This window comes from Streptomyces sp. NPDC055254, from assembly GCF_053606025.1.
The window spans coordinates 38,953-64,576 of the sequence record NZ_JBSGQV010000032.1; the positions used below are offsets into that span (position 1 = coordinate 38,953).

A 25,624-nucleotide genomic window follows, 5' to 3' on the forward strand; every position below is an offset into this window, starting at 1 on the left:
CCCTCGCCCCCTCGGGTCCCCTAGGGGGCGGCCGGTACCTCCGGCTGAGGCCTTCCTTACGCCGGACCGGGCACACTGGGGGTATGACGACCGGCGTTCCCACTTCGACGGCCCCCCGGCGGCGCACGCCCGCCCGTACGTTCATCCCCCTGGCGCTCGCCGCCTGGCTGATCCTGGAGATCTGGCTGCTCGGCCTGGTCGCCGGAGCGGTCGGCGGCCTGGGCGTCGCCGCGCTGCTCGCGGGCGGGATGATCCTCGGCGTGGTGGTCGTCAAGCGTGCCGGGCGGCGTGCCTTCAAGAACCTGGCGGACACCTTCCAGCAGGCGCAGCAGGGGCAGCAGCCCGCCGCCACCCCGCCCGGCCAGGGCAACGGCCTCACCATGCTGGCCGGTCTCCTGCTGATCCTGCCGGGGCTGCTCTCCGACGTGGCGGGGCTCCTCGTCCTGCTCCCGCCGGTCCGGGCACGGATCGGTCGCCGCGCGGCGCGCTCGCTGGAGCGCAAGATGGCCTCGGCCTCCGCCGGCACCTTCGGCGACGCCTTCCAGCAGGCCCGTATCCGCTACCCCGACGGCAAGGTCGTTCCGGGCGAGGTCATCCGTGAGGAGCGGCCGGGCGGAGCGTCCGGCCCGCAGGCGGGCCACCGCCCGCCGCTCACCCCGTAGCGCGTCGACCGATGCCGCCCTCGGCTGCCGGGGGCGGCATCCGTGCGTCCGCGCCCTCCCGCTGCGGACACGAAAGCCGAGGGGCCCCGCCACGGTGTGGCGGGGCCCCTCGGCTTCGTTCTTCGTCCGGCTGTCAGGCGGACTTGCGGCTGTCCCGCGGATGCACGGCAATGTTCATGGCGCCGGAACGAAGGACCGCCAGCCTCTCGGCCAGCACTTCCTCCAGCTCCTCGCGGGTGCGTCGCTCCATGAGCATGTCCCAGTGCGTTCGCGCGGGCTTGCCCTTCTTCTCTTCGGGTCCGTCCCCGTCCACCAGGAGTGCCATGGCGCCGCACGCCTTGCACTCCCACTCCGGCGGAATGTCTGCCTCAACCGAGAACGGCATCTCAAATCGATGTCCGTTCTGGCATGCGTACTCCACCGCCTGGCGCGGGGCCAGATCGATGCCGCGGTCCGTCTCGTAGCTGGTAACCACGAGGCGCGTACCGCGGAGAGCTCGCTCACTCATGAATCGTGCCTCCCGGGCTTTGTCGCCCACAGGACAGGTGTCGCTGTCGTCGTCATCCGGTCAACGTCCGGTCGGCGGTATAGATTCCCGCTCCGGGTCGTGCGTCGCCCGTCGTGCCGCCCCTTGTTGTACCCACCAATGCCCGTTTTGTCACATCTGGCAGCAGATGTCACCCAACGTCTACACTTCTTGAGCGCGCAGTAACGGTCCGCCTGGCAGGCCAAAGGCGTATACTACCGGCCCTTTGCTTCAACGTCTAAATTCGTTCGGAATTCGTTCGCGCATCCGGCCGGAAGTGCTCGTGGATCGTGCTCAGATCCGTTCGGGTACAGGATTCCCTGCCGCCGCCACGGCGCGCCGCACCGGCACTCGCGCCAGCAGCACGAAACCCAGTGCGAAGAAGACCACCAACGAGATGATCGCGTCCCGGTAGCTGCCGGTGACCTGGTACGTCAGGCCGAACACGAGCGGCCCGACCCAGCTCAGCCCGCGATCGCTCATCTCGTACGCGGAGAAGTACTCGGCCTCCTTGCCCGCCGGCACCAGGTGCGAGAACAGCGAGCGCGACAGTGCCTGGCTGCCGCCCAGCACCAGTCCGATCATCGCGGCGAGCGCGAAGAACCACATCGGAGTCCGCGCGGGAAGGAAGTATCCGGCCGCGAGCGTGACGGCCCACGCGGCCAGCGAGCCCAGAATGGTCCGCTTGGCGCCGTACACGCGCGCCAGCCTGCCCATGCCCAGCGCCCCGGCCACCGCGAGCACCTGCACCAGCAGCACCGCGACGATCAGCGTGGACTGCTCCAGCTCCAGTTCCTCGGAGCCGTACACCGACGCCTGGGAGATCACCGTCTGCACGCCGTCGTTGTAGATCAGGTACGCGAGCAGGAACGACAGGGTCAGCGGGTACCGCCGCATGTCCTTCAGGGTCGCGACGAGCTGCTTCCAGCCGCTGACGGCCGGACCCGCCCCCGCCTCGCGGACCACGGCCCGGTCCCGCAGCCGGCGCAGCGGGATCAGCGCGAAGGCGCCCCACCACACGCCCGCCGAGGCCAGGCAGATCCGCACCGCCTCGCCCTCCGTCAGGCCGAAGGAGTCGTGCCCCTGGTACAGCACCAGGTTCAGCAGGAGGACGAAGGCGCCCGAGGTGTAGCCGAAGGCCCAGCCCCGGGAGGAGACGGTGTCGCGTTCGTCCGGGGTGGCGATCTGCGGGAGGAAGGCGTTGTAGAGCACCATCGAGACCGCGAGCGAGGCGTTCGCCAGGACCAGCAGCAGGCCGCCCAGCAGGTAGCGGTCGCCGTCGAGGAAGAACATCCCGGCCGCGGCCGCCGCGCCGGTGTACGCCGCCACCGCGAGCAGGGGCTTCTTGCGGCCGCTGCGGTCGGCCAGGGCGCCGACCAGCGGCATGATCAGTACGGCCACGATCACCGAGGCCGAGACGGAGTACGCGAAGAAGGACCCCGCCCGGACGGGAACGCCCAGCGGGTGCACGTAGCCCTCGGCGTCCGCCGCCGCCTTGGCGACCGACGTCAGGTACGGCCCGAGGAACACGGTGAGCACGCTCGTCGAGTAGACCGAGCAGGCGAAGTCGTAGAAGTACCAGCCGTGCTGCTCGCGTCTGCGTGCGGCGGCCGAGGCCGCCGCCGCGTCCGCGGCCCCGCCGTCCTTGGTCGCGGCGCCCGCCGCACTCTCCGTCCGGCCCGCCGCCCCGGGTTCCGCGTCGTCGGACGTCCCGCTGTCCCGCGCACTCACCTGGTGCCCCCCTCGCTGGTCCCCGTACCGCACGGCCGCCGTCCGGGCGGAGGCCGTGCGGCCACGTCAGGCCCAGGCTCCGCGTCGGTCCAAAACCGTGCGCAAGATGTCGATCCGGTCGGTCATGATGCCATCCACACCCAGGTCGAGCAGAGCCTCCATGCGTTCCGGTTCGTTCACGGTCCACACGTGCACCTGGAGCCCGCGCCGGTGCGCGGTGTGCACGAACCGCCGGTCGACCACGCGGATCCCCGCCTGCGTCTCCGGAACCTGGGCCGCCACCGCGCCCACCCGCAGCGCCGCCGGGATCGCGTACGAGCGCAGCCGCAGGCCCACCACGCCGCGCACGCCGTACGAGGTCGCCAGCCGGGGGCCGGCGAGCTTCTGGGCGCGGGCCACCCGGCCCTCCGAGAAGGAGCCCACGCACACCCGGTCCCAGATCCCGGTCCGCGCGATCAGGTCGACCAGCGGGTGCAGTGCCGCCTCGGCCTTGACGTCGATGTTCCAGCGGGCGTCGGGGAACTCCTCCAGCAGCTCCTCGAAGAGCGCCAGGGGCTCGGTGCCCGCGACCCGTGCCTCGCGGATCCGGCTCCAGGGCAGCTCGGCGATCCTGCCCCGGGCATCGGTGACCCGGTCCAGGGTGGAGTCGTGGAAGGCGACCAGCTTCCCGTCGGCAGTGGCGTGCACATCGGTCTCGAAGTACCGGTAGCCCGCCTCGGCGGCCCGCCGGAACGCGGCGACGGTGTTCTCCAGCCCGTCCGCGGCGCCTCCCCGGTGCGCGAAGGGGATCGGAGCCGGGTGGTCCAGATACGGGTGGCGAACGCGTACGTGTGTCACGTCCGCAGTATCTCCCGACCGGAGGGCGCCCGGCAGCCGGAGGACGCCCGGCGCCCGGCGGGCGGGCGCGGCCTCCGGGCTGGTGGAGGTGGACCGCGCCGTGACACCCTGGGCAGCCGTAGAGCAATCCAATCCCGGCCCCGGTCGCTCCGGCCGAGGCCAATCGCGCAAAGGTGGACCGGACCCCATGGCCGAATGGACCTCGGCGGTCGGTGCCGCGCAGCTCGCCCGGCTCATCACCTCCCAGCAGGACCGCGCCGCGGCGACCGGTGCCCGCAAGCCGTCCGCGTACCGCGGCCTCGCCGACGGCATCCGGCTCCTCGTCCTCGAAGGCCGCGTCCCCGTCGCCGCCCGGCTGCCCGCCGAGCGCGAGCTCGCCGCCGCCCTCTCGCTCAGCCGCACGACCGTCGCCGCGGCGTACGAGGCCCTGCGCGGGGAGGGGTTCCTGGAGTCCCGGCGGGGCGCCGGCAGCTGGACCTCCGTACCGGCCGGGAACCCGCTGCCCGCCCGGGGCCTGGAACCACTGCCCCCCGAGTCCCGGGGCTCGATGATCGACCTCGGCTGCGCGGCGCTCCCCGCGCCCGAACCGTGGCTCACCAAGGCCGTCCAGGGCGCCCTGGAGGAGCTGCCCCCGTACGCGCACACCCACGGCGACTACCCGGCGGGCCTCCCCGCGCTGCGCCGGATGCTGGCCGACCGCTACACCGAGCAGGGCATCCCCACGATGCCCGAGCAGATCATGGTCACCACCGGGGCGATGGGCGCGATCGACGCCATCTGCAGCCTCTTCGCGGGACGCGGGGAGCGGATCGCCGTCGAGTCCCCCTCCTACGCCAACATCCTGCAGCTGATGCGCGCCGCCGGTGTCCGCCTGGTCCCCGTGGCCATGGCCGACGGACTGCGCGGCTGGGACATGGACGTCTGGCGGCAGGTGCTGCGCGACTCGGCCCCGCGCCTGGCGTACGTGGTCGCCGACTTCCACAACCCCACCGGCGCCCTGGCCTCGGAGGAGCAGCGTCGCGCCATGGTGGAGGCGGCCCGGTCCGCCGGAACCGTCCTGGTCGCCGACGAGACCATGCTGGAGCTGAGTCTGGAGCCCGGTCTGGTCATGCCCCGGCCGGTGTGCTCCTTCGATCCGGCGGGCAGCACGGTCGTCACCGTGGGGTCCGCGAGCAAGGCCTTCTGGGCCGGCATGCGCATCGGCTGGGTGCGGGCGGCGCCCGATGTCATCCGCAGTCTCGTCGCCGCCCGCGCCTATGCGGACCTCGGCACCCCGGTGCTGGAGCAGCTCGCGGTGAACTGGCTGATGCGCACCGGGGGCTGGCAGGAGGCCGTCGGAATCCGCCGCGACCAGGCCCGGGACAACCGGGACGCACTGGTGGCGGCAGTGCGCCGGGAGCTGCCGGACTGGGAGTTCGAGGTGCCCCGGGGCGGCCTGACCCTGTGGGCCCGCGCCGGCGGGCTCTCCGGTTCCCGGCTGGCCGAAGTGGGGGAGCGGGTCGGCGTACGGGTCCCCTCGGGCCCCCGGTTCGGCGTGGACGGGGCCTTCGAGGGCTATGTCCGGCTGCCGTTCACGGTGGGCGGTGCGGTGGCGGACGAGGCCGCCGTCCGGCTGGCCGCCGCCGCCGATCTGGTCGGTACCGGCGCGGGCGGCAGCGGCGCGGAGCCTCCTCGCACGTTCGTCGCGTAGGAGCGCCCCGGGCGCACCGCTCAGGGCGCCTCGGCCGGGACCTCCGTCCCGGCGGCGTCGACGGCCGGCCCCTGGGCCCGGGCGGGGGGCGGGCCGTGGAGGGGCTTGCCGAGGACCGGGTGGCCCGGCGCTGTCGGCGCCGTCCCGTCCGGCCGGGCCCGCGCGGAATCGAGGGGCGGGTCGGCCGGCCCCCGCCCGTCCGGCAGCGCGTGCTGCCGCTCGGGCAGCAGCTCCAGTACGGCCTGCCGGTACGCCGGGTGCGCGGCGTCGTCGTACGGGTCCGGCGTGGCCGGGACCTGGAGCCGGTGCACGGGCCCGCCGCCGAGTCGGGCGTATCCGCGCCCCGGCGGCACCTGGGCGGTGGGGGTGGTGTGCGGCGGCAGTCCCAGGACGTCGGCGATCTGCTGGATCGTGGCGGGCCCGAGGACGATGCGGGCCCGGGTGTGCTGCCATACGGCGTCGCTCAGCAGCTCCAGGTGGTCGAACTGCTCGGCCACCACCACGGTGATGTGCGCCGCCCTGCCGTGCCGCAGCGGCACCTGGAGGAGCGCGAGCGGGTCCGGGCGCCCCTCGGCGGCCGCGAGGTGCGACAGCACACCGGGCCGGTCGAGCAGGATCCACAGCGGGCGGCGGGTGTCCTCGGGAGCGGGCTGACCGGCCTCGCGGGCCCGGTGGGTGGCGGCGAGCCGGCGCTCGGTCTCCCGGGCGACCCGCTCCAGCGCGGCCGGCGCCCCGGTGGGGCCGCATTCCACGGCGAGGACGCCGCGGCGCCCGGACAGGCAGGAGTACTCGCCGCTGCTGCCGCCCTCGACGACCACGACGTCACCGCCGTGCCGCAGGGTCTGCAGGGCGATCGAGCGCAGCAGGGTGGAGGTGCCGGCTCCGGGCTGGCCCACCGCGAGCAGGTGGGGTTCGGTCGAGCGGGGGCCGGTGCGCCAGATCACCGGCGGTACGTCGCGGGGCTCGTCGGCCTCCAGGACGGGCAGGGTGCGCCGCACCGCGGCGGCGTCGGTGAAGCCCAGCACGGTCTCGCCGGGCGAGGTGACGAACGGCTGGGCGGCGATGCCCGTCGGCAGCGCCGCCAGCACGCTCAGGTCGAGCTGGTTGCCCTCCTCGTCCCAGTCGAAGAGATACTCCCGTCCGCGCCCGGACTTGGCGTGCAGCAGTGCTTCGATCCGGGCCCGTGAGGCGGCCTCGCCATCGGTGAAGTAGGCCGGGTAGCGGATGCGCAGCCGGGTGACACGGCCCGCCTCGTCGAACTCGTAGCCGCTGAAGGCCTTGTCCCATTCCCCGCCGTGGGCGAAGAGCGGACTCGGATCCTCCGGGATGGAGAAGTACGGCACGAGTGCTTCGTAGAGGGAACCGAGCCTTTCGGTCTCGGCATCGCTGGGACCGGTCTTCACCGGAGTGCGGTCGCGTCCCCGCCAGGCAGCCGCCGCCATGAGGGTGATCAGGGCGAGGGGCGGACCGTAGGGGACGAGCGCGACCACGAGGACGCAGGCGGCCACCAGGAAGAGCGCGGGACCACGCTTGTCCTTGGGGGTCTCGGACCATGTGCGCCGCCCGGCCGAGGCCAGGATGCGCAGGCCGCGTCCGATGGTGAGGAGCGGATGGAGGACGTCCGTGGCGCTGTCGGCGGCCGTGCGAGCGAGGTCGCGGCCCCGGTTCAGCGACACGGTGCCGCTGCTGAGGATGCGGGGAAGTGGGCGCCGGGCCACGGGCGTCTCCTGGAGTTGTGTGGGGCGGGGTGAATCGGGTGGCGCTGGATGTCCTGTGCCTCGGCGGGCTAGAGCTTGATCCCGCCGAGGAGGCTCGCGAGGCTCGCGGTGCTCGCCGTGATGCTCGGGGCGATGGCGGAGCCGGCGAGGAAGAAGCCGAACAGCGAGCACACGAACGCGTGCGACAGCTTCATTCCGTCCTTCTTGAAGAACAGGAAGCAGATGATGCCGAGCAGGACGACACCGGAGATGGACAGGACCATGAGTGGCTCTCCTGGTAGTAGGGACAGTCACCATCAGTTCTTCCAGGCTCACAGGAAGTATCAATGCGACAAAAGGTGCATACGGGTGACTTCAGCTGTTTTTCACTTGACCGGCTCACTCCGGCTGGCGCGCCCGCCGCACGCGGTGGCAGGGCTGATCATTGCCGCGGCCCGGGCCCGGCATGTGCAGGTCCGGGCGCTACTCTGACGCTTCACCCGTACGGACCCGGTTCCCGGCTCCCCCTTGCCCTCGCGGCCCGGGGCGGGCGGGCCGGCCGGACCGTGCCACCAGCGACTGAAAGGCGGTACGCACGATGAGCGAGCACACCGAAGGCGGCGCCGGCGCCCCGGACGTTCCCGACGAGGACGTCATCGAACTGGCCACCAAGATCTTCGACCTCGCCCGCCAGGGCGAGGCCGAGACGCTCGCCGCGTACCTCGACGCCGGAGTCCCGGCGAACCTCACCAACGACCGCGGCGACACCCTCGTCATGCTGGCCGCCTACCACGGCCACGCCGACGCCGTGACGGCCCTGCTGGCCCGCGGCGCCGAGGCCGACCGCGCCAACGACCGGGGCCAGACCCCGCTCGCCGGCGCCGTCTTCAAGGGTGAGGAAGCCGTCATCCGCGCCCTGCTCGCGGGCGGTGCCGACCCGAATGCGGGCACGCCCTCCGCCGTGGACACGGCGCGCATGTTCGCCAAGGCCGACCTGCTGGAACTCTTCGGAGCCAAGTAGTCCGCTTTTTGCCGGGCCGTGGCCCGTACTGACCTCACAGGTTGGTCACGGCGGCCGTAAATGTGGTCGCGGTGCACAAACCGGCTGGGTCATCATGGCGACGGATTCGATTCGCGCGCACGGCGGACGGGCAAGAGCGGGCAGGACACGACAGGTGTCCGGGCCCGGCCCGGCCGCCCGGTCGCGAAGCACCGACGAGAGTGAGAAGGCAATGGTCTACATCGAGCGGAACATGACGGCGGACGTCCTCACATGCTGTTACGCGGCCCTGTGAATCCCGATTCCCGGTTGCGTCCCCAGCTTGATTTGAGGCCACTCCCATGTTCGAACCAGTCATAGCGCCGAGCGGCACCCTGCTCGGACTCCTCCAGCGCGGCCGCGGCGACGGCACGCTGCACGCTCTCGCGGCACCGAGGGACGAGGCCCTGGAGGCCTTGAACCAGTGCGTGCTCCGAGACCCGCGCCAGGACTGGCAGGTCGAGAACCGCTCCTTGTACTACGCGCGCCTGTACGTGGACCTCGACGGCCCCCTGGGCGAGATCGAGGCACACCTCTTCTCCGTCGACGACCTCGTCGACGAGGCGGACCACCGGACCGGCCTCGCGCTGTCCGTGCTGGGCCACCTGGCCTCGTACGGCCGCGACGACGCGCTCATGCTGCTGCGCCGTTACGCCGCCTCGGGAGCGAACTGGGCGTGGGCCCTCGACGAGCTCGCCCTGCGCGACGACGACGAGGGGCTGCGGTCCCTCGCCGACCCCGTGCTCGCCCGGTTCCCCGCCACGGCGGAGGGTGAGGCGCGGCTCGCCGCCGCCGTCCGCGACGCGTACGAACCCCGGCCGTGGTGCCTGTGGGAGGAGACGCCGCAGTACGGGCAGCGCCTGCGCGCCGCCCGGCAGCAGGGCTCCTTCGACCGCTGGCAGCGGCAGATGACCCCCAGCGGGCCCCGCCCCGGCTGGGGCGTCCAGGCGGTCTTCGACTGGGCCGCCGACGGCCTGCGCCGCGGCACCCCGCTGCACGTGCCCGCCGCCCGCTGCCTCGGCGCCGTGGCCGCCCCGGAGGACCGTCCGGCGATCCTCGCCGCCGCGGCCGGCGCCTCCGGCGAGGCCGCCCGCGCCACCGCCCTGCACCACCTGGTCCTGGCCGAACCGGACAACCCGGCGGTCCTGGACCTCATCGAATCCGCCGCCGACCAGCCCGCCGTGGCCGCCTACGAGCGCATGTGCGGCCCCGAGGCCGTCGACCGGGCCCGCCGCTGGATCCACCGCCCCGACGCCCTGGGGGCTGCCGCGGCCGCCACCCTGGCCGCCCGGGGCGGAGCCGAGGACGCCGCTCTGGTCCTGGGGGCGCTGCGCTCCACGGTCCGCGGCGCCGGCCCCGACACGCAGCGGCTCTTCGCCCTGGTGGACGGCGCCGGACGGCTGGCGATCGGCTGCGCGGCGCCGGTACTGCGGCACGTCTACCGCGAGACGGCTTCCTCCCACCTGCGCGGGCGCACCGCGCGAGCCCTGGCCAGTACCGACCCCACCTTCGCGGCGGGCTTCGCCGTGGAATGCCTCTGGGACTGCGAGGAGACCACCCGCGAGGTGGCCGCCCGCCACGCCGAGACGGCCGACGCCCGCGTCGCCCCCCGGCTGCGCCGCCTGGCGGCGGACCCGGCGGAGGAGGAGGACGTCCAGTCCGCGGTCCGGAGCCGCATCATGCCGGAGTCCGCCGTATAGGGCCCGACCCGATCCGACACCCGTGCGGCCCGGCCCCCTCACATGAGGGGGCCGGGCCGCACGCAGTCCCCGCCCCGAGGGCCTCCGCGCCCGGTGCCTGCGCGCACGGCGGGGGCTCCGCCTCGTACGCCTCACCGGGCCCGCACGAACCGCACCGGCGTTCCGGGACGGGTCTGCGCCGCCGCGTCCAGGGCCGGGCCCGGCGGGACCACACCCACCACCGGGTAGCCGCCCGTCACCGGGTGGTCGGCGAGGAACACCACCGGCAGGCCGTCCGGGGGCACCTGCACCGCACCCAGCACCATGCCCTCGCTCGGCAGCTCCCCGGCCCGGGCGCGGACCAGCGGGGTTCCCGACTCCGTGCGCAGGCCGATGCGGTTGGACATCGCCGAGACCCGGAACACCGACCGCCACAGCCCGGTCAGGGAGTCCGGGGCGAACCAGTCCGCCCGGGGCCCCGGCCGCAACGGCAGCAGCAGCTCCGCGGGCGCCGCGGGCAGAGTGCAGAGGTCGGCCCCCGGCGCCGGGCCCGGACCGGGAACCCCCACCGGCAGCAGGGCGCCCGCCGCGAGCACGGGCGGCCCCAGCCCCGACAGCAGGTCCGTCGCACGGCTGCCCAGGACCGGCGGGACGGCCAGGCCGCCGCGGACCGCGACGTAGCCGCGCAGCCCAGACTCCGCCCGGCCGACCTCCAGCTCCGCCCCGGCCGGCACCCGCACGGGGGCTCCCCAGGCCACCGGCCGGCCGGCCACCCGTACCGCGCAGGGCGCGCCCGTCACGGCCACCGTCACGGCCTCCAGGGCCCGCAGGCCGACGCCGTCCAGGGTGGTCTCCAGGGCCGCGGCGTCCGGGGCGTTGCCGAGCAGCCGGTTGGCCAGGGCGTACGCGGCCGTGTCGAGCGCGCCGGAGCGCGGCACCCCCAGGTGCGCGTACCCGGGCCGGCCGAGGTCCTGGACGGTCGTCAGTGCCCCGGGCCGCAGGACGAGCAGGCCGCGCCCCGGCCGGCCGGCGGGCCCGGCGATGCCGACGGCCCCGGGGGAGTCGTCCGGCCCGAGGGCACCGGCCATTCCGGGGCTTCCGACAACTGCTCCGGGGCTTCCGACAGTGCCGGGGCTTCCGCCAACGCCGGGGCTTCCGCCAACGCCGGGGCCTCCGACGGCCCCGGGGCCGTCGCCTCCCCCGGGCCCGGCGGAGGCGCCCGCGTTCCCGCGGGCCGGCCCCGGGCCCGTACGTCGCGTCCCGCTCACGCGCCCTCCTCCGTGAACCGCACCCGTACCCCGGGCTCGAACAGCGCCGCCGGCTCCCGCCGCGCGTCCCACAGGACCGCGTCCGTCGACCCGATCAGCTGCCAGCCGCCGGGGGAGGAGCGCGGGTAGACCCCCGCGTACTCGCCCGCCAGGGCCAGCGAGCCCGCCGGGACGGCCGTACGGGGCGTGGCGCGGCGGGGCAGGTGGAAGCGTTCCGGCAGCCCCGTCAGGTAGCCGAATCCCGGCGCGAACCCGCAGAACGCGACCCGGAAGACGGTCCCGCCGACGATGCCCGCCACCTCGTGGGGCGCGACCCCCCACAGCCGGGCCGCCTCCGCCAGGTCCGGCCCGTCGTACCGCACCGGCACCCTCACCAGCGGCCCCTCGGTCTCCGCGAGCGGCGGCACCCGCCACCGCTCGATCCGGGCCCCGAGCGCTGCGGGCTCCCGTACGCCGTCCAGCAGTACGGTCCGCGCGGCGGGCACCAGGTCCCGTACGGGACCCAGCTCGCCCGCGTCCCGGCGCCGCACCAGCTCCGCGTGCAGGGCGGCCACCTCGGCGGCGGAGTCCAGCTCGACCAGCAGCGCGTCCGTGCCCGTCACGAGGCTCCTCACGCGAAGGCCTCCACCCGGACCCCGGCCGTGCCCAGCGCCTCCCGGACTCGCACGGCGAGCCCCGCCGCCCCCGGCGTGTCCCCGTGCAGGCACAGCGAGCGCGCGGCCACCGGCACCACGGAGCCGTCGGCCGCGGCGACGGTTCCCCGCGCCGCCATCCGCACGGCCCGGGCCACCACCGCGTCCGGGTCGTGCAGCACAGCGCCCGCTTCCGAGCGCGGCACCAGCGTCCCGGCGGGCGTGTACGCCCGGTCGGCGAAGGCCTCCGGTACGGCCTCCAGCCCGGCCGAGGCGGCGACGGCGAGCAGCAGCGACCCGGGCAGTCCCAGCACCGGCAGCCCGGAGTCCCCGGCGGCCAGGCGGACGCCCGCCACCACGGCGGCGGCCTGGTCGCCGTCGTACACCGTGCGGTTGTACAGCGCCCCGTGCGGTTTCACGTACGACACCCGGGAGCCGGCCGCCCGCGCGAAGACCTCCAGCGCCCCGATCTGGTAGGCCACCTCGTCCGCCAGCTCCCCGGCCGGCACGTCCATCGCTCGCCGCCCGAAACCCGCCAGGTCCCGGTAGGAGACCTGGGCGCCGATCCGCACACCCCGCGCGGCGGCCAGCTCGCAGACCCGGCGCATGATGGACGGGTCACCGGCATGGAACCCGCAGGCCACGTTGGCGCTCGTAACCACGGACAGCAGCGCCTCGTCGTCCGTGAGCGTCCAGCGTCCGAAGCCCTCGCCGAGGTCGGCGTTGAGGTCGATCGCGGCCGCGGCAGGTGTGATCATGGAAGCCATGCGGTGAGCGTAGAACAGCGGGCCCGCCGTTCCCCCGGCAGTCGGGGACGATCCGGCCGAACCATGCCGTTTGGGATGTTGTCAGGGTCAGCGCCTAGTCTTTGTCCGTGACTCTCCCCGCCCCGGCGAAGACCCTTCCGTCCCCGGCGCCGGGCCCGGCCGCCGACGAGGGCCTGGCCCGGCGGCTGCGCGCCCTCGCCTGCACCGCCCCGCTCCACGACCTCGACGTCCGCAAGGCCAATCTGGCGGGCGAGTACGGGGTCTACGCGATGGCGGAGGTCGCCCTGGCCGCGATCGACCTGGTCACGCTCAACATGGACTTCGACACGGGCGCCGACCACGACCAGATAGTGGCCAGGCTGCTCCCGCGCGTCGCCGCCCAGGCCCCGGGCCGCCCGGCCGCCGAGCACGAGCGGGTGGCCCGCTGGGTGCTGGAGAACCTGGTCAACGTCGGCAGCGTGGACCGGGGGTTCCGCGCGATCTACGGCACGTTCGGCCCCGACGGCGTCTACGTCCGCCGGGACTACGACTTCAAGCTGATCGAAGAGGTGCCGGGCTACGGCGGCGCGGTCTACCTGCGCACCACCGACGAGGCCGTCAACGTACTCGTCGGCGCCCTCGACACCGACGTCACCAGCGCCCAGATCGCGGCCGAGGTCAAGCTGGAGGTGCTGATCAGCCGCGGCCGGCTCGCCGACGCCCAGCTCGCGGCCGAACAGGCCCGCTACCGCACCGTGCAGTACGCCGAGACCCTGCGCCGGACGCTCGACGCCACCCGGCGCAACGTCCGGGCGGTGGACTGGCTCCAGGCCGTACCCGACATGATCGCGGAAGCCCTCGACCACGTCGCGGACCGCTACCGCCACGAGAACGCGATCCTGACCAACATCCGCAAGGCGCGCGACGAGGCCGAGGAGCCCGAGAACAAGCGGCGCGCGGCCGAGCTCGTCGACATCGTCAAGGACTGCATCCGCCGCCACACCCAGCTCCAGTCCCGGCTGCTCGACGCCGGCCCGCTCTTCCGCGCCGAGCAGGACCGGCAGGCCTTCGCGGCTCCCGCGCCGCGCTCGGGCATCGACCTGTACGGCCAGCTCGTGGCACCGGTCCTGCCGCTGCCCGTCGCGCAGGCCCGACGGGTCACGGACGCCTTCTTCGCGGCCGGCACGGGCCTGCGCACCCCCGTCTCGGTCCGCGTCGCCGACCTCGTCGAGATCCTGCTCACGCCGCCCGTCGAGCGGGAGCACCTGGGCGTGGAGATGCCCGAGCCGGACCTCATCGCCACCCCGGACGACAGCCGTTTCAGCGAGGAGCAGCTCGCGGCCGCGATGCGGCTGCTGGACCTGCCGCACGACGCGCCCCGCCGCCTGTCGGGACTCCTCGCGGAGGCCCGCCGGGATGACGCCGACCTGCCGTACCTGGTGGCACTGCTGGCCGTCCACGCCGCGAGCCCGGCCGTCGGCACCGCCTACCGCCAGGGCGAGGAGCGGTTCCTCTTCGCGGTGGACGACGGCACGCAGCTGGACGACCCCGAATTCGGCGGCGCCGACCTGATCGTCGGCACCGCACTGCTGGACGCCGCCGGCATGGCCGCCGACCGGGCGGAGGCCTCATGACCCTCGCGCCCCTCCGGCTCCCCGCCCCCTTCGCATCGCCCCGTCACCGCCGTGCCGCCACGCAGTCGGCGGCCGGGTCCGGGTGTGCGCCGGGGCGCTCCCCGCAGGGTGCCGAACACAGTTCCGCCCCGATTTCCGACGGCCCGTCACGTTCGGCACCCGGGGAGAGGCCCCGGCGCACACCCGGACCCGGCACCCCCGCCGCCGACCCTGCCGACCACACCCCCGGCGCCGCCGGCCCCCGCACCCGTACCGGCGCCGCAGGCTCCGGCACCCGTACCGCCACCGGCGGCTCCGCCGCCCACCGCACCGCCGAGGAGACGTACCAGTGAGCGACCACCACGCCGAGCACCCCGCGTGGAGCGAGCCCGACGCCTCCGCCGGTCCCGCGACGGCCCCGGCTCCCGGCTCCGCGGCGGTGACTCCCGCCGACGCCGCCGACGCGGCCCGGCTCGTCGCCTTCGGGCTGCAGCCGAAGCTGCTGCCCGCCCGCGACGCCGAGTACGCCGAGCTGCTCCGCCGCTACCGCGAGGACCCCGCCTTCGGCCGCCTCGCCGACGCCGTCGCCACCGGCCTCGGTCTCGTCGTCCTGGAGGTGTCCCCGCGCGCCGGCATGGCCGTCGCCGCCGGCGAGGACTCCGTCTTCGCCGTCCGCATGGGCGACTACGCCCGCCGCACCACCGCCGACTCCGCCGACCGCTTCCTGCACGGCCTGGCCCACCTCGCCGTGGCGGCCCTCGCGTTCCCCCGCCCCGAGGACCTCGCCGACGACGGCTACATCGGCCGCATCACCGTCAACGGCGTCGACGCCTTCGTCCGCCAGACCTGCCGCCGCCTGGAGGAGCGCGCCGAGGAGCTGGGCGAGAACACCGACCCGGCCAGCGACGCCCCCGGCCTGGAGGCCGCCTGGCGCGTCTACGCCCGGCGCAGCTCGACCGGAGCCACCAAGGACGCCCGCCGCCTCGCCGGCTCCACCACCGGCATCGTCGGCAAGGCCGCCGCCTTCCTCACGGACTCCGGCTTCCTCCAGCGCACCGGGGACGACGCGGGCGGCACCTACCGCACCACCCCGCGCTACCAGCTCCAGGTCCGCGACATGGCGGGCAGCTCGGCCATGGCCGAACTCCTGGAACTCGGCGTGGTCCCCGTCAGCGACGGCAGCGCCACCCTGCTGCCCCCGCCCGAGGGCGACGACCTCGACCTGGCCGCCGACGCCGGACTCCCCTTCCACGCCTGAGCCCCGCCCCGGGAACCGGCCCCCGCGCCACCCGCCCCCGTACGACCGACCCACGAGAGACCACGAGAGTCCGCCGCCATGTACGAGCTGTCCCGGATCCGCCTCTACTCCATCGGGCCCGCCGGCGCGCGCTACGCCGACACGGTGCTCGACCTGCGCGGAGTCGGTGAGCCGGTGCCCCACCCGGCACCCGCTCAGGCGGAGTTCTTCGAGGACGAGCCCACCGGCCCGCCGCGCCGTCCCGCGCCCGCCGGCGTGCTCTTCCTGGAGAACGGCGGCGGCAAGTCGGTCCTCCTCAAGCTGATCTTCTCGGTGATGCTCCCCGGCCACCGCAACACCCTGGGCGGCGCCAGCTCCGGCGTGCTCCGCAAGTTCCTCCTCGCCGACGACTGCGGTCACGTCGCCCTGGAGTGGCAGCACACCCGGACCGGCGAGTGCGTGGTCGTCGGCAAGGTCAGCGAATGGCGCGGCCGCCAGGTCTCCAACGACCCGCGCAAGTTCGCCGAGGCCTGGTACTCCTTCCGCCCCGGACCCGGGCTGAGCCTCGACAACCTCCCCGTCGCCGAGGCCACCGCCGTCCGCCCGCCCGTCGAAGGCGCCTCCCGCGCCCAGGGCCGCCGCCGCACCATGAAGGGCTTCCGCGACGCCCTCACCGACGCGGGCAAGGCGTACCCGCACCTGGAGGTGTGCTGGGAGGAGATCCACGACCGCTGGAACGAGCACCTCACCGAGCTCGGCCTCGACCCGGAACTCTTCCGCTACCAGCGCGAGATGAACGCCGACGAGGGCGAGGCCGCCGGCCTCTTCGCGGTCAAGAAGGACTCCGACTTCACCGACCTCCTGCTGCGCGCCGTCACCGACACCCGTGACACCGACGGCCTCGCCGACCTCGTCCACGGCTTCGGCAACAAGCTCGGTCGCCGCTCCGAGCTGATGGCCGAACGCGAGTTCACCGCCGGCTCCGTCGACCTCCTCAACCGCATCGTCGACGCCGCCGCGACCCGCTCGCGCCTCCGTGACGTGCACGCGGGCGCCGAGCGCCGTACGCGCACCCTCGCCCGGCGGCTGTCCGCCCGCGCCGCCGAGGAACGCGGCCGCGCCGCCGACCTCGCCCAGCGGGTCACCTCCGCCGCCCACCAGGTCACCGCCGCCGAGTCCACCCGCGCCCGCAGCGCCGCCGTGTCCGCGGAACTCGCCTACCGGCACGCCTCGCTGGCCCTGACCGTCGCCGACAGGGCCGCCGCCGCCCAGCGCCGCGAACTCCTCGAAGCGCGCACGCTGCACTCCGCCTGGCAGGCCGCCGAGAACGTGCTGCGCCACCGCGCCGCCGCCGACCGCTCAGCCCGGGTCGCCGCCGCGATCCTGGAGGCCGAGCGGGACGCCGCCCCGGCGCTCGCCGCCCGCTCCCGGGCCGCCGCCGAGCTCGTACGGGCCCTGCACACCGCCGCCGAGCAGGGCGAACGGGTCGCCAACGAGGAGGAGGAGCGTTCCGCCGTCCTCCAGGCCACCGGCGAGGCCGCCCACCGCGACGCCACCTCCGCCGCCACGGCCGCGCAGCGCGCCCGCAGCGAGGCGGAACACCTGCGCTCACGCCTGGGCGAGGTCCAGCAGGAGACCGCCGAGGCCGTCCGGGCGGGCTGGCTCGACGACTCCGCCCCCGACGCGGACCCGGCCCGCGCGGCGCTCGCCGCCGCCGACGCCGAGAAGACCGCCGTGTCGGCCTGGGACGAGGCCCGCGAGGCCGCCCGTACCGCCGCCGAGGCGGCCCGGGAGGCCGCCGCCGCGGAGTCCCGCGCCGAACTCACCGCCGCCCGCGCCGCGGACGCGGCCGACGCGGCCGAAGCCGCCCACGACGCGGAACACCGGGCCGCCGCCTCCCTCGCCGCCGCCCCGCGCCTCGCCGAGCTCCTGGGCCTGCCCTCGACCGCGGACGCCCCGGTCCCGTCACCCCGCTCGGGCGACGGCCCCGCCGCACCCGGCCGGCCCGGAACGGCGGGGGAGGGCGGCGCCGCCGGCCCGGGAGCCCCCGGCAGCCCGCAGGGCGGTGCCCAGGCCGCCGCCGTCCACGGCGCGGCGTCCGCCGCCGGCCCCACCGCCCTCGCCACCGCCACCGGCCGGCTCACCGCCGAGGACCTCGACCGCACCGCCGACGACCTGAGCGCGCTGCTGGCCGACACCGTCGCCGCCGCCGAACGCCAGCTCTTCGAACTGCGCACCGCCGCCGCCGACGACTCCCGCATCCTCGGCGCGCTCGGCGACGGCGGACTGCTTCCGCCCGGGCCCGACGTCCTCGCCACCGTCGAGTACCTCGGCGAGCACGGCATCCCCGCCCTCCCCGGCTGGCGCTACCTCGCCCAGGCCGTGGACCCCGCCGACCACGCCGCCGTGCTCGCCGCCCGCCCCGAACTCGTCGACGGCGTCGTCATCACCGACCCCGACACCCACAGCCGCGCCCGGGAGGTCCTCTCCGGGGCCGCGCTGCTGCCCCGCTCCACGGTGGCCGTCGGCACCGCCGCCGCCCTGCTGGCCCCCGTACCGCCGGCCGATCCCGACACGGCCGCGGCCGGCATCTTCATCGTCTCGCCGAACCCGGCCATGCACGACGAGCACGCCGCCGACGAGGAGCGCCGGACGCTGCGCGCCCGCGCCACCGCCCGCGACACCGAGATCCGCGACCTGGCCGCCCGCCTCGCCGGGGACCGCGAGCTCGCCGCCCGCCTCGCCTCCTGGCGCACCGGCTGCCCGCCCGGCCGTCTCGCCGAGCTCGCCGAACAGGCCGCCGCCGCCCGTACCTTCGCCGAGGAGGCCGACGCCGAGCTCGCGGAGGCCCGTACCGTACGGGCCGAGGCCGACGAGGCGGCCTCCGACGCCACCCGCGTGCGCGACGAGCGCCAGGACACCGCCCAGCGCGCCCGCCGCGCCGCCGACGCCCTCGCCGGCCTCGCCTTCCGGCTGCGGGAACGCGCCGGCTGGCAGGCCAGGCTCCGCGAACTGGCCGACGAGGCCGCCGAGTCCGAAGCCCGCGCCGAGGTCTGCCTGGACCGCGCCCGCGCCGCCGACGAGGACCGCCGGGCCGCCCAGCGCACCGCCGACGACGCCCGCCGCACCGCCCGCGCCCTGCGCGCCGAACGCGCCGAGATCGCCGGCGTCCCCGAACCGCTCCCCGAGGACGCGGGCGGCCCGGCGGCCGGGCCCCGGCCGCCGCTCCCCGACCTCCGCGAGGCCTACCGCGCCGCCTCCCAGCTCTACGAGAAGGTCGGCGTCGGCGCCGACCTGCGCGCCGAACAGGCCCGCGCCGAGAGCGACGAGAGCGCCGCCCTCGCCGAACTCGACCGCCTCACCAACAAGGTCCGTACGCGCGCCGCCCAGCTCCTGGAAGGCACCGACGGGGCCGACGGCCCCTCGCGCCAGGCCGCTGCCGCGCGCGCCGAATCCCTCGTGCAGATGCTGGAGACCCGCGCGTCCGCCGCGAGCGAGCAGCTCGGCCGGCTCCGCGGCGAGGCCGAACGGCACGCCCCCGCCGAGGGCGAGGCCCACACCGAACTGCCCGCGGAGCTGGTCCCCGAGGACGTCGAGCACGCCCAGGTCCTGCTGCGCACCGCCACCGCCCAGCACGCCGCCCACACCGCCGCGGTGGAGAGCGCCCGGGCCGCCCACGCGGACCTGCTGCGCGCCCACCGCGCCGCCGAGGACGGCGCGGGCGGCTTCGACGAGACCGCCGCGTTGCTGCGGGACCTGCTGCGCGACCACACCCACCAGGACGACGAGCAGGAGGCCGCGCCCCACCGGGGCACCCTGGAGGAGGCCCGCCAGTCGGCCACCGAGGCCCGGCGCTCGCTGCGCGGCTGCTCGGCCGACCTCTCGGCGGCCGACGCCGCCGTACGCGAGGCGAGCGACATCCTGGTCCGGCACGCCAACGCCACTCGGTACGAGCAGGTACGCACCCCCGCCCGGCAGCAGATCCGGGAACTGCCCGCCTCCGCCCTGCCCGAGCACGCCGCCGCCTGGGCGGCGGCCTTCGCGCCCCGGCTGCGCGTCCTCACCGACGAACTGGCGCAGCTGGAGCGCAACCGCGACAGCATCGTCGACCGCCTGCGCGGCCTCGTCGAGTCGGCCCTGGCCACGCTGCGTTCCGCGCAGCGCCTGTCGCAGCTCCCCGAGGGCCTCGGGGAGTGGTCGGGCCAGGAGTTCCTGCGGATCCGCTTCGAGGAGCCCGACCAGGCCACGCTCACCGAGCGGCTCGGCGAGGTCATCGACGAGGCGACCCGCACGGCCGTGAGGAAGAACAGCGCCGCCTCCTTCGGGGAGGGCCGCCGCGACGGCATGTCCCTGCTGCTGCGCGGAGTCCAGGCGGCGCTGGAGCCGAAGGGCATCTCCGTGGAGATCCTGAAGCCGGACGCGGTGCTGCGCGCCGAGCGGGTGCCGGTCGGGCAGATGGGCGACGTGTTCTCCGGCGGGCAGCTGCTGACCGCGGCGATCGCGCTGTACTGCACGATGGCGGCGCTGCGGAGCAACGACCGGGGCCGGGACAAGCACCGGCACGCGGGCACGCTGTTCCTGGACAACCCGATCGGGCGCGCGAACGCCACCTACCTGCTGGAGCTCCAGCGAGCCGTCTCCGACGCGCTCGGCGTCCAGCTGCTCTACACGACGGGTCTGTTCGACACCACGGCGCTCGCCGAGTTCCCGCTGGTCATCCGGCTGCGCAACGACGCCGACCTGCGGGCGGGCCTGAAGTACATCAGCGTGGAGGAACACCTGCGTCCGGGACTGCCGCAGCAGTCCCCGGAGGCGGAGACCATCCACGGGGAGATCACGGCGACCCGGATGTTCCGCCGCGGCTGACGCCGCCGCACGCGCTCCGCTCGGGTCCGACGTCGCCCGGGCGGATGGCGGCGCCCCTCCCGAGCGGGGCCGTACGGCCGGTGGACCGTACGGACCGTACGGGGCCGGTGGTGCTAGCGCCGGCCGGGGGCCGCGAGGGGGCCCTCGGCCCTGGGTATGCGCGGTCCGTGCTCCCGGGCGGCCCGTGCGGTCCGGCGCGCCTCTCGGCGGCGCCCGCGCGCCGTACTGCTCGGCTGCGACAGGACCCCGTAGCGCTGGTTCCACGCCTGCCGGGTGATCCATACGTCCAGCACGCCCCAGGTGGCGACGACCGTCCCCGCGACCGCCCCGAGGGCCATCGGCAGGGCCAGCCAGGAGCCGGTGAGGGTGAGGAAGAACGTGATCGTCGCCTGGGTCAGCGTCAGCGAGACGATCAGCACCGCCCGCACCGCGGCCGTCCGCACCGGATCCGGCATCCGCCGGTGCCGGGCCGGCTCCTCCTCCCACAGCCCCCGTGCCGCCGCGCCGGCCCCGCGGCCGTCCGCACTGCCCCTGCCCGCGTATCCGCTGTCCGCATATCCGCTCATGGTCCGCTCACTCCCCACCAGGCGGTCCGCCATGCCCGCTCGCCCCGTCCGTCCCACCACGTCTACCCCCACGTGTCCCCTCGAACAGACAGACGTCCGGCGGCCTCCGGAGATTCCCGGATCCCTCATCCGTCCGCCGGCCTCCTTGATCGCGGAACGAATAATTCCAGCCATCCATCGGGTTGCGCGAACTGACACCCCACCAGGTGTCATCTGCCACATATCGGGCCGCTCTTGACCGGAACTGTCGGACAACTCGTGAACTACGTCCGGAGGTCCGGCCGAAAACGTCCGGACATGTCTTCGAGGCATCACCGTGGCAGTAGTAGGCTCACGCCGTTTAAATGACGGAACACCGACCCCCGACCACGGGGTTGAGCTGGGGGAGGCTGGGGAGGCCATGCGCTTTCGCGGGAAGTCCATCCGCCGGAAGATCGTGGCGTTGCTCCTTGTGCCGCTCGTCTCCCTGACCGCCCTCTGGGGCTTCGCCACGGTCCTCACCGGCCGCCAGGCCGTCCAACTCCTCGACGTGGCGCACGTCATCGAGAAGGTCGGCTACCCCATCGAGGACGTCGTCCGCGAGATCCAGAAGGAACGCCGCCAGACCCTCGTGGTCCTCGGCGACCCCCGCGCCTCCGCCGCCAACGCCGAACTCGGCAAGCGGCGCGCCGCGACCGACGTGATCGTCGAGAAGCTCACCGCCAACGCCCGCGACCCCGAGGTCGGCGACCAACTGAGCCCCCAGAACGCCCAGCGCATGAGCTCCGTCCTCGCGGCCTTCCACGGCATCGCATCCCTGCGCCGCTCCGTGGACCAGAACGCCCTCGACCCCGGCCAGGCCCTGGAGCTCTACAGCCGCCTCGTCGACCCCTGCTACGACTTCCTGATGAACCTCCACGCCCTGGAGGACGTGGAGATGGACAAGCAGGGCCGCGCCCTCGTCGGCATCACCCGGGCCCGCGAGGCCCTCTCGCGCGAGGACGCCGTCGTCGCCTCCGCCCTCGCCGCCCAGAACGTGAGCGCGGCCTCCGTGCGCCGCGTCACCGACTTCGCCGCCAACCGCACCCTGCTCTACGAGTTCAACCTCGCGATCCTGCCCCCCGCCGACCGGGAGCACTTCGAGCGGTACTGGGACGGCCCCGAGACCAAGGGCCTGCGCGACGCCGAGGAGCGCTTCCTCGCCGCCGGTTCGGCCAAGCCCCCGCGCGGCCTCACCGCCGCCCAGTGGGACGAGGTCGCCACCAAGGCCCTCGACGACCTCGCCGTCATGGGCACCGACGCCGGCGACCGCTACCAAAAGCGCGTCGAACCCGTCGCGATGGAGGTCCTGGTCCAGGCCGCCGTCGCCGGCATCCTCGGCTTCATCGCCCTCGCCGTCTCCCTCGTCCTGTCCGTACGCATCGGACGCGATCTCGTCCGCGACCTCTCCCGCCTGCGCAAGGAAGCCCACGAGGCCTCCGGTGTCCGCCTGCCGGGCGTGATGCGCCGCCTCGCCGCGGGCGAGCACGTGGACGTGGAGACCGAAGCGCCCCGCCTGGAGTACGAGAAGGACGAGGTCGGCCAGGTGGGCCAGGCCCTCAACACCCTCCAGCGCGCCGCAGTCGAAGCCGCCGTCAAGCAGGCGGAACTGCGCCGGGGCGTCTCCGAGGTGTTCGTCAACCTGGCCCGCCGCAATCAGGTTCTGCTGCACCGCCAGTTGACGCTCCTCGACACCATGGAGCGCCGCACCGAGGACACCGAGGAGCTCGCCGACCTCTTCCGCCTCGACCACATGACCACCCGCATGCGCCGCCACGCCGAAGGCCTGGTGATCCTCTCCGGCGCCGCGCCCTCCCGCCAGTGGCGCAAGCCCGTCCAGTTGATGGACGTCGTACGGGCCGCGGTCGCCGAGGTCGAGGACTACGAGCGCATCGAGGTCCGCCGGCTCACCCGCCTCGGCATCGTCGGCCCGGCCGTCGCGGACGTCACCCACCTCGTCGCCGAACTCCTGGAGAACGCCACCGTGTTCTCGCCGCCGCACACGGCGGTCCAGGTCCTCGGCGAGCGCGTCGCCAACGGTTTCACCCTGGAGATCCACGACCGGGGCCTCGGCATGAACCCGGAGGCCCTGCTCGACGCCAACCTCAGGCTCGCCGAGACCCCCGAGTTCGAGCTCTCCGACACCGACCGGCTCGGCCTGTTCGTGGTCAGCCGCCTCGCGCAGCGCCACGGGATCAAGGTCGTGCTCCAGCCCAGCCCGTACGGGGGGACCACCGCGGTGGTCTTCCTGCCCGTGGCCCTGCTGACCGAGGCCCCCGAGACCAGCGGTACCGGACTCAAGCTGGACGCCGGCAAGAACGGCAAGGCGGTCAAGGCCGTCCGCGGCGGCCCGGTCGGCTCCGGGCGGCCCGCCCCCGCCGTGGAACGCGTACCGTCCGGCCGCTCGCTGCCCGCCGCCGAGCTGCGCGGTCCGGTCGAGCTGGAGGCCCCGCTCGACGTCGTCGGTCTGGAAGGGCTGGACGGGCTCGACGGCGCGGCGCGCCCGGACGGGACCCCCACCGGGATCACCGGCCTCGGGGGGGCCGGCAGCCGCCCGGCCATGGCGACCCTGGACGACGAGACCCCGCCGAACGGCATGCCGCGCAGCTCCCTGCTGGGGCTGCGTCCGGCGGATCGGCCGCACGCCGACCGCCATGCCGACCGGCACTCCGAACGGCACGCGGACCGCCGTCCCGACCGGCACGCGGAGCGGGGCGACGCGCGCAGGGCCGACCGCGACCGCAGCCGGGAGCCGCTGGCACCCACCGGCCCGGTCCGGCTGGAGACCTCGCGCCCGGATGCTGCGCGCCCGGGTGCTGCGCGTCCGGAGACCGCGCGTCCGGAGACCGCGCGTCCGGAGACCGCGCGTCCGGAGATCGCGCGCCTGGAGACCCTGCGCCCCGACGGGCCGCGTCCGGCCCAAGCCGTGCCCCTGCCGCGCCGTCGCCCCGCCCCCACCCTGGTGGCCGAGCACGGCCGGCGGGTGGAGCCCCGGCCGGTGTCCGCCGTCCCCGGGCCCACCGGGCATTCCGCCCGCGAGGAGACCGGGCCCGCCCCGGCCCCGGGCGGCGGCGCGCTGCCCCGCCGGGTCCGCCAGGCCAGCCTCGCCCACCAGCTGAAGAACGCCCAAGCGCCCGCTCCCGAAGCCGCCGACCCGTCGGCCGACCGCGACGCGGAGGCCGTGCGTACGCGCATGTCCTCGCTCCAGCGCGGCTGGACGGCGGGCCGCGCACAGCACGCACAGCAGCAGTCCGAGACCGGAGCCGGCACCTCCGCCGGCACCGGTCCCGCGAACGAGAACGAAGGGGACGGTCGATGACCGCACCGCAGACCGGCAACGACAACAGGGGCCGCGGCTCCGGCCCGCTCAACTGGCTCCTGGACGAGCTCGTCGACCGCGTCGGCTCCATCCGCAAGGCGGTGGTCCTCTCCGGCGACGGCCTGCCCACCGGCAGCTCCCAGGACCTGACCCGGGAGGACAGCGAGCACCTGGCGGCGGTGGCCTCGGGCTTCCACAGCCTGGCCAAGGGCGTCGGCCGGCACTTCGAGTCCGGCACGGTCCGCCAGACCGTGGTCGAGCTCGACGAAGCCTTCCTCTTCGTCATGGCGGCGGGCGACGGCAGCTGCCTGGCCGTCCTGTCGGACGCCGACTCCGACGTCGGGCAGGTCGCGTACGAGATGACGCTGATGGTCAAGCGAGTGGGCGACCACCTGGCGACCGCCCCGCGCACCGGGCTGCCAGCCGGAGGGTGAGTAGGACGGCATGAGCGAACCAGGCCAGGACCACACCGCCGCCACCCCCGTCCCCGACCACGCGCACTGGTTCGACGACGAAGCGGGCCCCGTCGTACGCCCGTACGCGATGACCCGCGGCCGGACCAGCCACGCGGGCCAACACCGGCTCGACCTGATCGCACTGGTCGTCGCCGAACCGGCGGCCGACGACCCGGTCTGGGACATGACCCTGTCCCCGGAGCACGCCCACATCCTCGGGCTGTGCCGGGAACGGCCGCAGTCGGTCGCGGAACTCGCGGCGGAACTCGACCTGGCGGTCGGGGTCGTGCGGGTGCTGATCGGTGACCTGGTCGATGACGAACTGGTCCGCGTGACCCGGCCGGTACCTCCGGCCGAACTGCCCGATGAATCCATTCTGCGTGAGGTGATCGATGGCCTTCGGGCGCTTTAGCCGTACCGGTGCCATGCACGCCGTGTCGCCGGTCGAGCCGCTGACCTTGAAGATCCTGGTCGCGGGCGGCTTCGGGGTGGGCAAGACCACCCTGGTCAGTGCGGTGAGCGAGATCAGACCGCTGCGGACCGAGGAACGCCTCTCGGAGCCGGGCATCGGTGTCGACGACATCGAGGGAGTGGAGGGCAAGAGCACCACCACCGTGGCCATGGACTTCGGGCGCATCACCCTGCGCGAGGACCTCGTGCTGTACCTGTTCGGGACGCCCGGCCAGGACCGGTTCTGGTTCCTCTGGGACGAGCTGGCCCAGGGCTCGCTCGGCGCCGTGGTCCTCGCCGACACCCGCCGTCTCGCCGACTGCTTCGCCGCGGTCGACTACTTCGAGCGGCGCGGGATCCCGTTCGTGGTCGCGGTCAACTGCTTCGACGGCGCGGACCGGCACCCCGTGGTGACCGTGCGCGAGGCGCTCGACCTCGACCCGGACGTGCCCGTGCTGCTGTGCGACGCGCGCGACCGCGAGTCGGTGAAGGACGTGCTGGTGGGCGTCGTGGAGCACGCGATGTCGCTGGCCCGCGCCGCCCGGCGCGGGAGCATCACGGCGGGGGGCTGACCCGGCGCTCGGGCGAGGCTT

General features: G+C 74.9%; 20 protein-coding genes. 11 read left to right on the plus strand and 9 right to left on the minus strand.

The genetic code is table 11. The features are described from left to right. The first annotated feature begins 83 nt into the window (after positions 1-83). Complete coding sequence (gene fxsA, locus ACWFQ8_RS25050) at positions 84-662, plus strand: FxsA family membrane protein (protein WP_453788513.1); 579 nt, start codon at positions 84-86, stop codon at positions 660-662. Positions 663-795: 133 nt separating this feature from the next. Here the strand turns inward: fxsA and ACWFQ8_RS25055 are convergent, their stop codons facing one another. The 3 genes from ACWFQ8_RS25055 to ACWFQ8_RS25065 form a co-directional block, all read right to left on the minus strand. Beyond that, positions 796-1,170, minus strand: a complete 375-nt coding sequence (locus tag ACWFQ8_RS25055; protein ID WP_031146696.1) for an RNA polymerase-binding protein RbpA — start codon at positions 1,168-1,170, stop codon at positions 796-798. A gap of 312 nt (positions 1,171-1,482) precedes the next feature. After that, on the minus strand, positions 1,483-2,919 hold the full coding sequence (locus ACWFQ8_RS25060) for an MFS transporter (protein ID WP_453788514.1): 1,437 nt from the start codon (positions 2,917-2,919) through the stop codon (positions 1,483-1,485). Between the two features lie 66 nt (positions 2,920-2,985). Further along, a complete protein-coding gene (locus tag ACWFQ8_RS25065) occupies positions 2,986-3,756 on the minus strand; it encodes a glycerophosphodiester phosphodiesterase (RefSeq protein WP_453788515.1) in 771 nt (256 codons plus the stop codon). Between the two features lie 187 nt (positions 3,757-3,943). On the opposite strand from ACWFQ8_RS25065, the gene ACWFQ8_RS25070 reads away from it, so the two are divergent. Beyond that, positions 3,944-5,446 carry an SCO1417 family MocR-like transcription factor gene (locus tag ACWFQ8_RS25070; protein WP_453788516.1) on the plus strand — a complete coding sequence of 501 codons (1,503 nt, stop codon included), beginning with the start codon at positions 3,944-3,946 and terminating at the stop codon, positions 5,444-5,446. Between the two features lie 20 nt (positions 5,447-5,466). Here ACWFQ8_RS25070 and ACWFQ8_RS25075 read toward each other — a convergent pair whose 3' ends face one another. Further along, positions 5,467-7,164, minus strand: coding sequence for a hypothetical protein (locus tag ACWFQ8_RS25075; RefSeq protein WP_453788517.1), 1,698 nt, complete (start codon positions 7,162-7,164; stop codon positions 5,467-5,469). Positions 7,165-7,232: 68 nt separating this feature from the next. Then, positions 7,233-7,427 carry a hypothetical protein gene (locus ACWFQ8_RS25080; RefSeq protein ID WP_030706611.1) on the minus strand — a complete coding sequence of 65 codons (195 nt, stop codon included), beginning with the start codon at positions 7,425-7,427 and terminating at the stop codon, positions 7,233-7,235. A 314-nt stretch (positions 7,428-7,741) separates the two neighbouring features. Here ACWFQ8_RS25080 and ACWFQ8_RS25085 point away from each other — a divergent pair, with 314 nt between their 5' ends. Both ACWFQ8_RS25085 and ACWFQ8_RS25090 read left to right on the plus strand, forming a co-directional pair. Continuing rightward, positions 7,742-8,164: an ankyrin repeat domain-containing protein gene (locus ACWFQ8_RS25085; protein ID WP_453788518.1), complete on the plus strand. Its 423-nt coding sequence runs from the start codon at positions 7,742-7,744 to the stop codon at positions 8,162-8,164. A 320-nt stretch (positions 8,165-8,484) separates the two neighbouring features. After that, a complete protein-coding gene (locus ACWFQ8_RS25090) occupies positions 8,485-9,882 on the plus strand; it encodes a HEAT repeat domain-containing protein (RefSeq protein ID WP_453788519.1) in 1,398 nt (465 codons plus the stop codon). A 131-nt stretch (positions 9,883-10,013) separates the two neighbouring features. On the opposite strand, the gene ACWFQ8_RS25095 is transcribed toward ACWFQ8_RS25090, so the two are convergent. From ACWFQ8_RS25095 to ACWFQ8_RS25105, 3 genes are all read right to left on the minus strand, one after another. Beyond that, a complete protein-coding gene (locus ACWFQ8_RS25095; protein WP_453788520.1) occupies positions 10,014-10,949 on the minus strand; it encodes a 5-oxoprolinase subunit C family protein in 936 nt (311 codons plus the stop codon). Positions 10,950-11,125: 176 nt separating this feature from the next. Continuing rightward, positions 11,126-11,743, minus strand: coding sequence for a 5-oxoprolinase subunit B family protein (locus tag ACWFQ8_RS25100; RefSeq protein WP_453788521.1), 618 nt, complete (start codon positions 11,741-11,743; stop codon positions 11,126-11,128). Beyond that, positions 11,740-12,519 (minus strand): LamB/YcsF family protein, encoded by a 780-nt coding sequence (locus ACWFQ8_RS25105; RefSeq protein ID WP_453788539.1) that lies wholly within the window; start codon positions 12,517-12,519, stop codon positions 11,740-11,742. The genes ACWFQ8_RS25100 and ACWFQ8_RS25105 overlap by 4 nt, the downstream gene beginning before the upstream one ends. 116 nt (positions 12,520-12,635) lie before the next feature. Here ACWFQ8_RS25105 and ACWFQ8_RS25110 point away from each other — a divergent pair, with 116 nt between their 5' ends. The 3 genes from ACWFQ8_RS25110 (at position 12,636) to ACWFQ8_RS25120 (ending at position 20,223) form a co-directional block, all read left to right on the plus strand. Further along, a complete protein-coding gene (locus ACWFQ8_RS25110; RefSeq protein ID WP_453788522.1) occupies positions 12,636-14,141 on the plus strand; it encodes a hypothetical protein in 1,506 nt (501 codons plus the stop codon). Positions 14,142-14,469: 328 nt separating this feature from the next. Beyond that, complete coding sequence (locus ACWFQ8_RS25115) at positions 14,470-15,378, plus strand: hypothetical protein (protein ID WP_453788523.1); 909 nt, start codon at positions 14,470-14,472, stop codon at positions 15,376-15,378. 78 nt (positions 15,379-15,456) lie between these two features. Beyond that, a complete protein-coding gene (locus ACWFQ8_RS25120; RefSeq protein ID WP_453788524.1) occupies positions 15,457-20,223 on the plus strand; it encodes a hypothetical protein in 4,767 nt (1,588 codons plus the stop codon). Between the two features lie 113 nt (positions 20,224-20,336). Here ACWFQ8_RS25120 and ACWFQ8_RS25125 read toward each other — a convergent pair whose 3' ends face one another. Beyond that, entirely contained in the window at positions 20,337-20,789 is a 453-nt protein-coding gene (locus tag ACWFQ8_RS25125; protein WP_453788525.1) for a hypothetical protein, read from the minus strand. 400 nt (positions 20,790-21,189) lie between these two features. Here ACWFQ8_RS25125 and ACWFQ8_RS25130 point away from each other — a divergent pair, with 400 nt between their 5' ends. Genes ACWFQ8_RS25130 through ACWFQ8_RS25145 form a run of 4 tightly spaced genes read left to right on the plus strand, consistent with a single transcriptional unit; the run spans position 21,190 to position 25,603 of the window. Then, positions 21,190-24,126: a nitrate- and nitrite sensing domain-containing protein gene (locus ACWFQ8_RS25130; protein WP_453788526.1), complete on the plus strand. Its 2,937-nt coding sequence runs from the start codon at positions 21,190-21,192 to the stop codon at positions 24,124-24,126. Continuing rightward, entirely contained in the window at positions 24,123-24,560 is a 438-nt protein-coding gene (locus ACWFQ8_RS25135; protein ID WP_453788527.1) for a roadblock/LC7 domain-containing protein, read from the plus strand. Before ACWFQ8_RS25130 ends, ACWFQ8_RS25135 begins: the two co-directional genes overlap by 4 nt. Positions 24,561-24,570: 10 nt before the next feature. Continuing rightward, on the plus strand, positions 24,571-24,993 hold the full coding sequence (locus ACWFQ8_RS25140) for a DUF742 domain-containing protein (RefSeq protein WP_453788528.1): 423 nt from the start codon (positions 24,571-24,573) through the stop codon (positions 24,991-24,993). Then, a complete protein-coding gene (locus tag ACWFQ8_RS25145) occupies positions 24,974-25,603 on the plus strand; it encodes a GTP-binding protein (protein WP_453788529.1) in 630 nt (209 codons plus the stop codon). The genes ACWFQ8_RS25140 and ACWFQ8_RS25145 overlap by 20 nt, the downstream gene beginning before the upstream one ends. Positions 25,604-25,624: the final 21 nt, after the last annotated feature.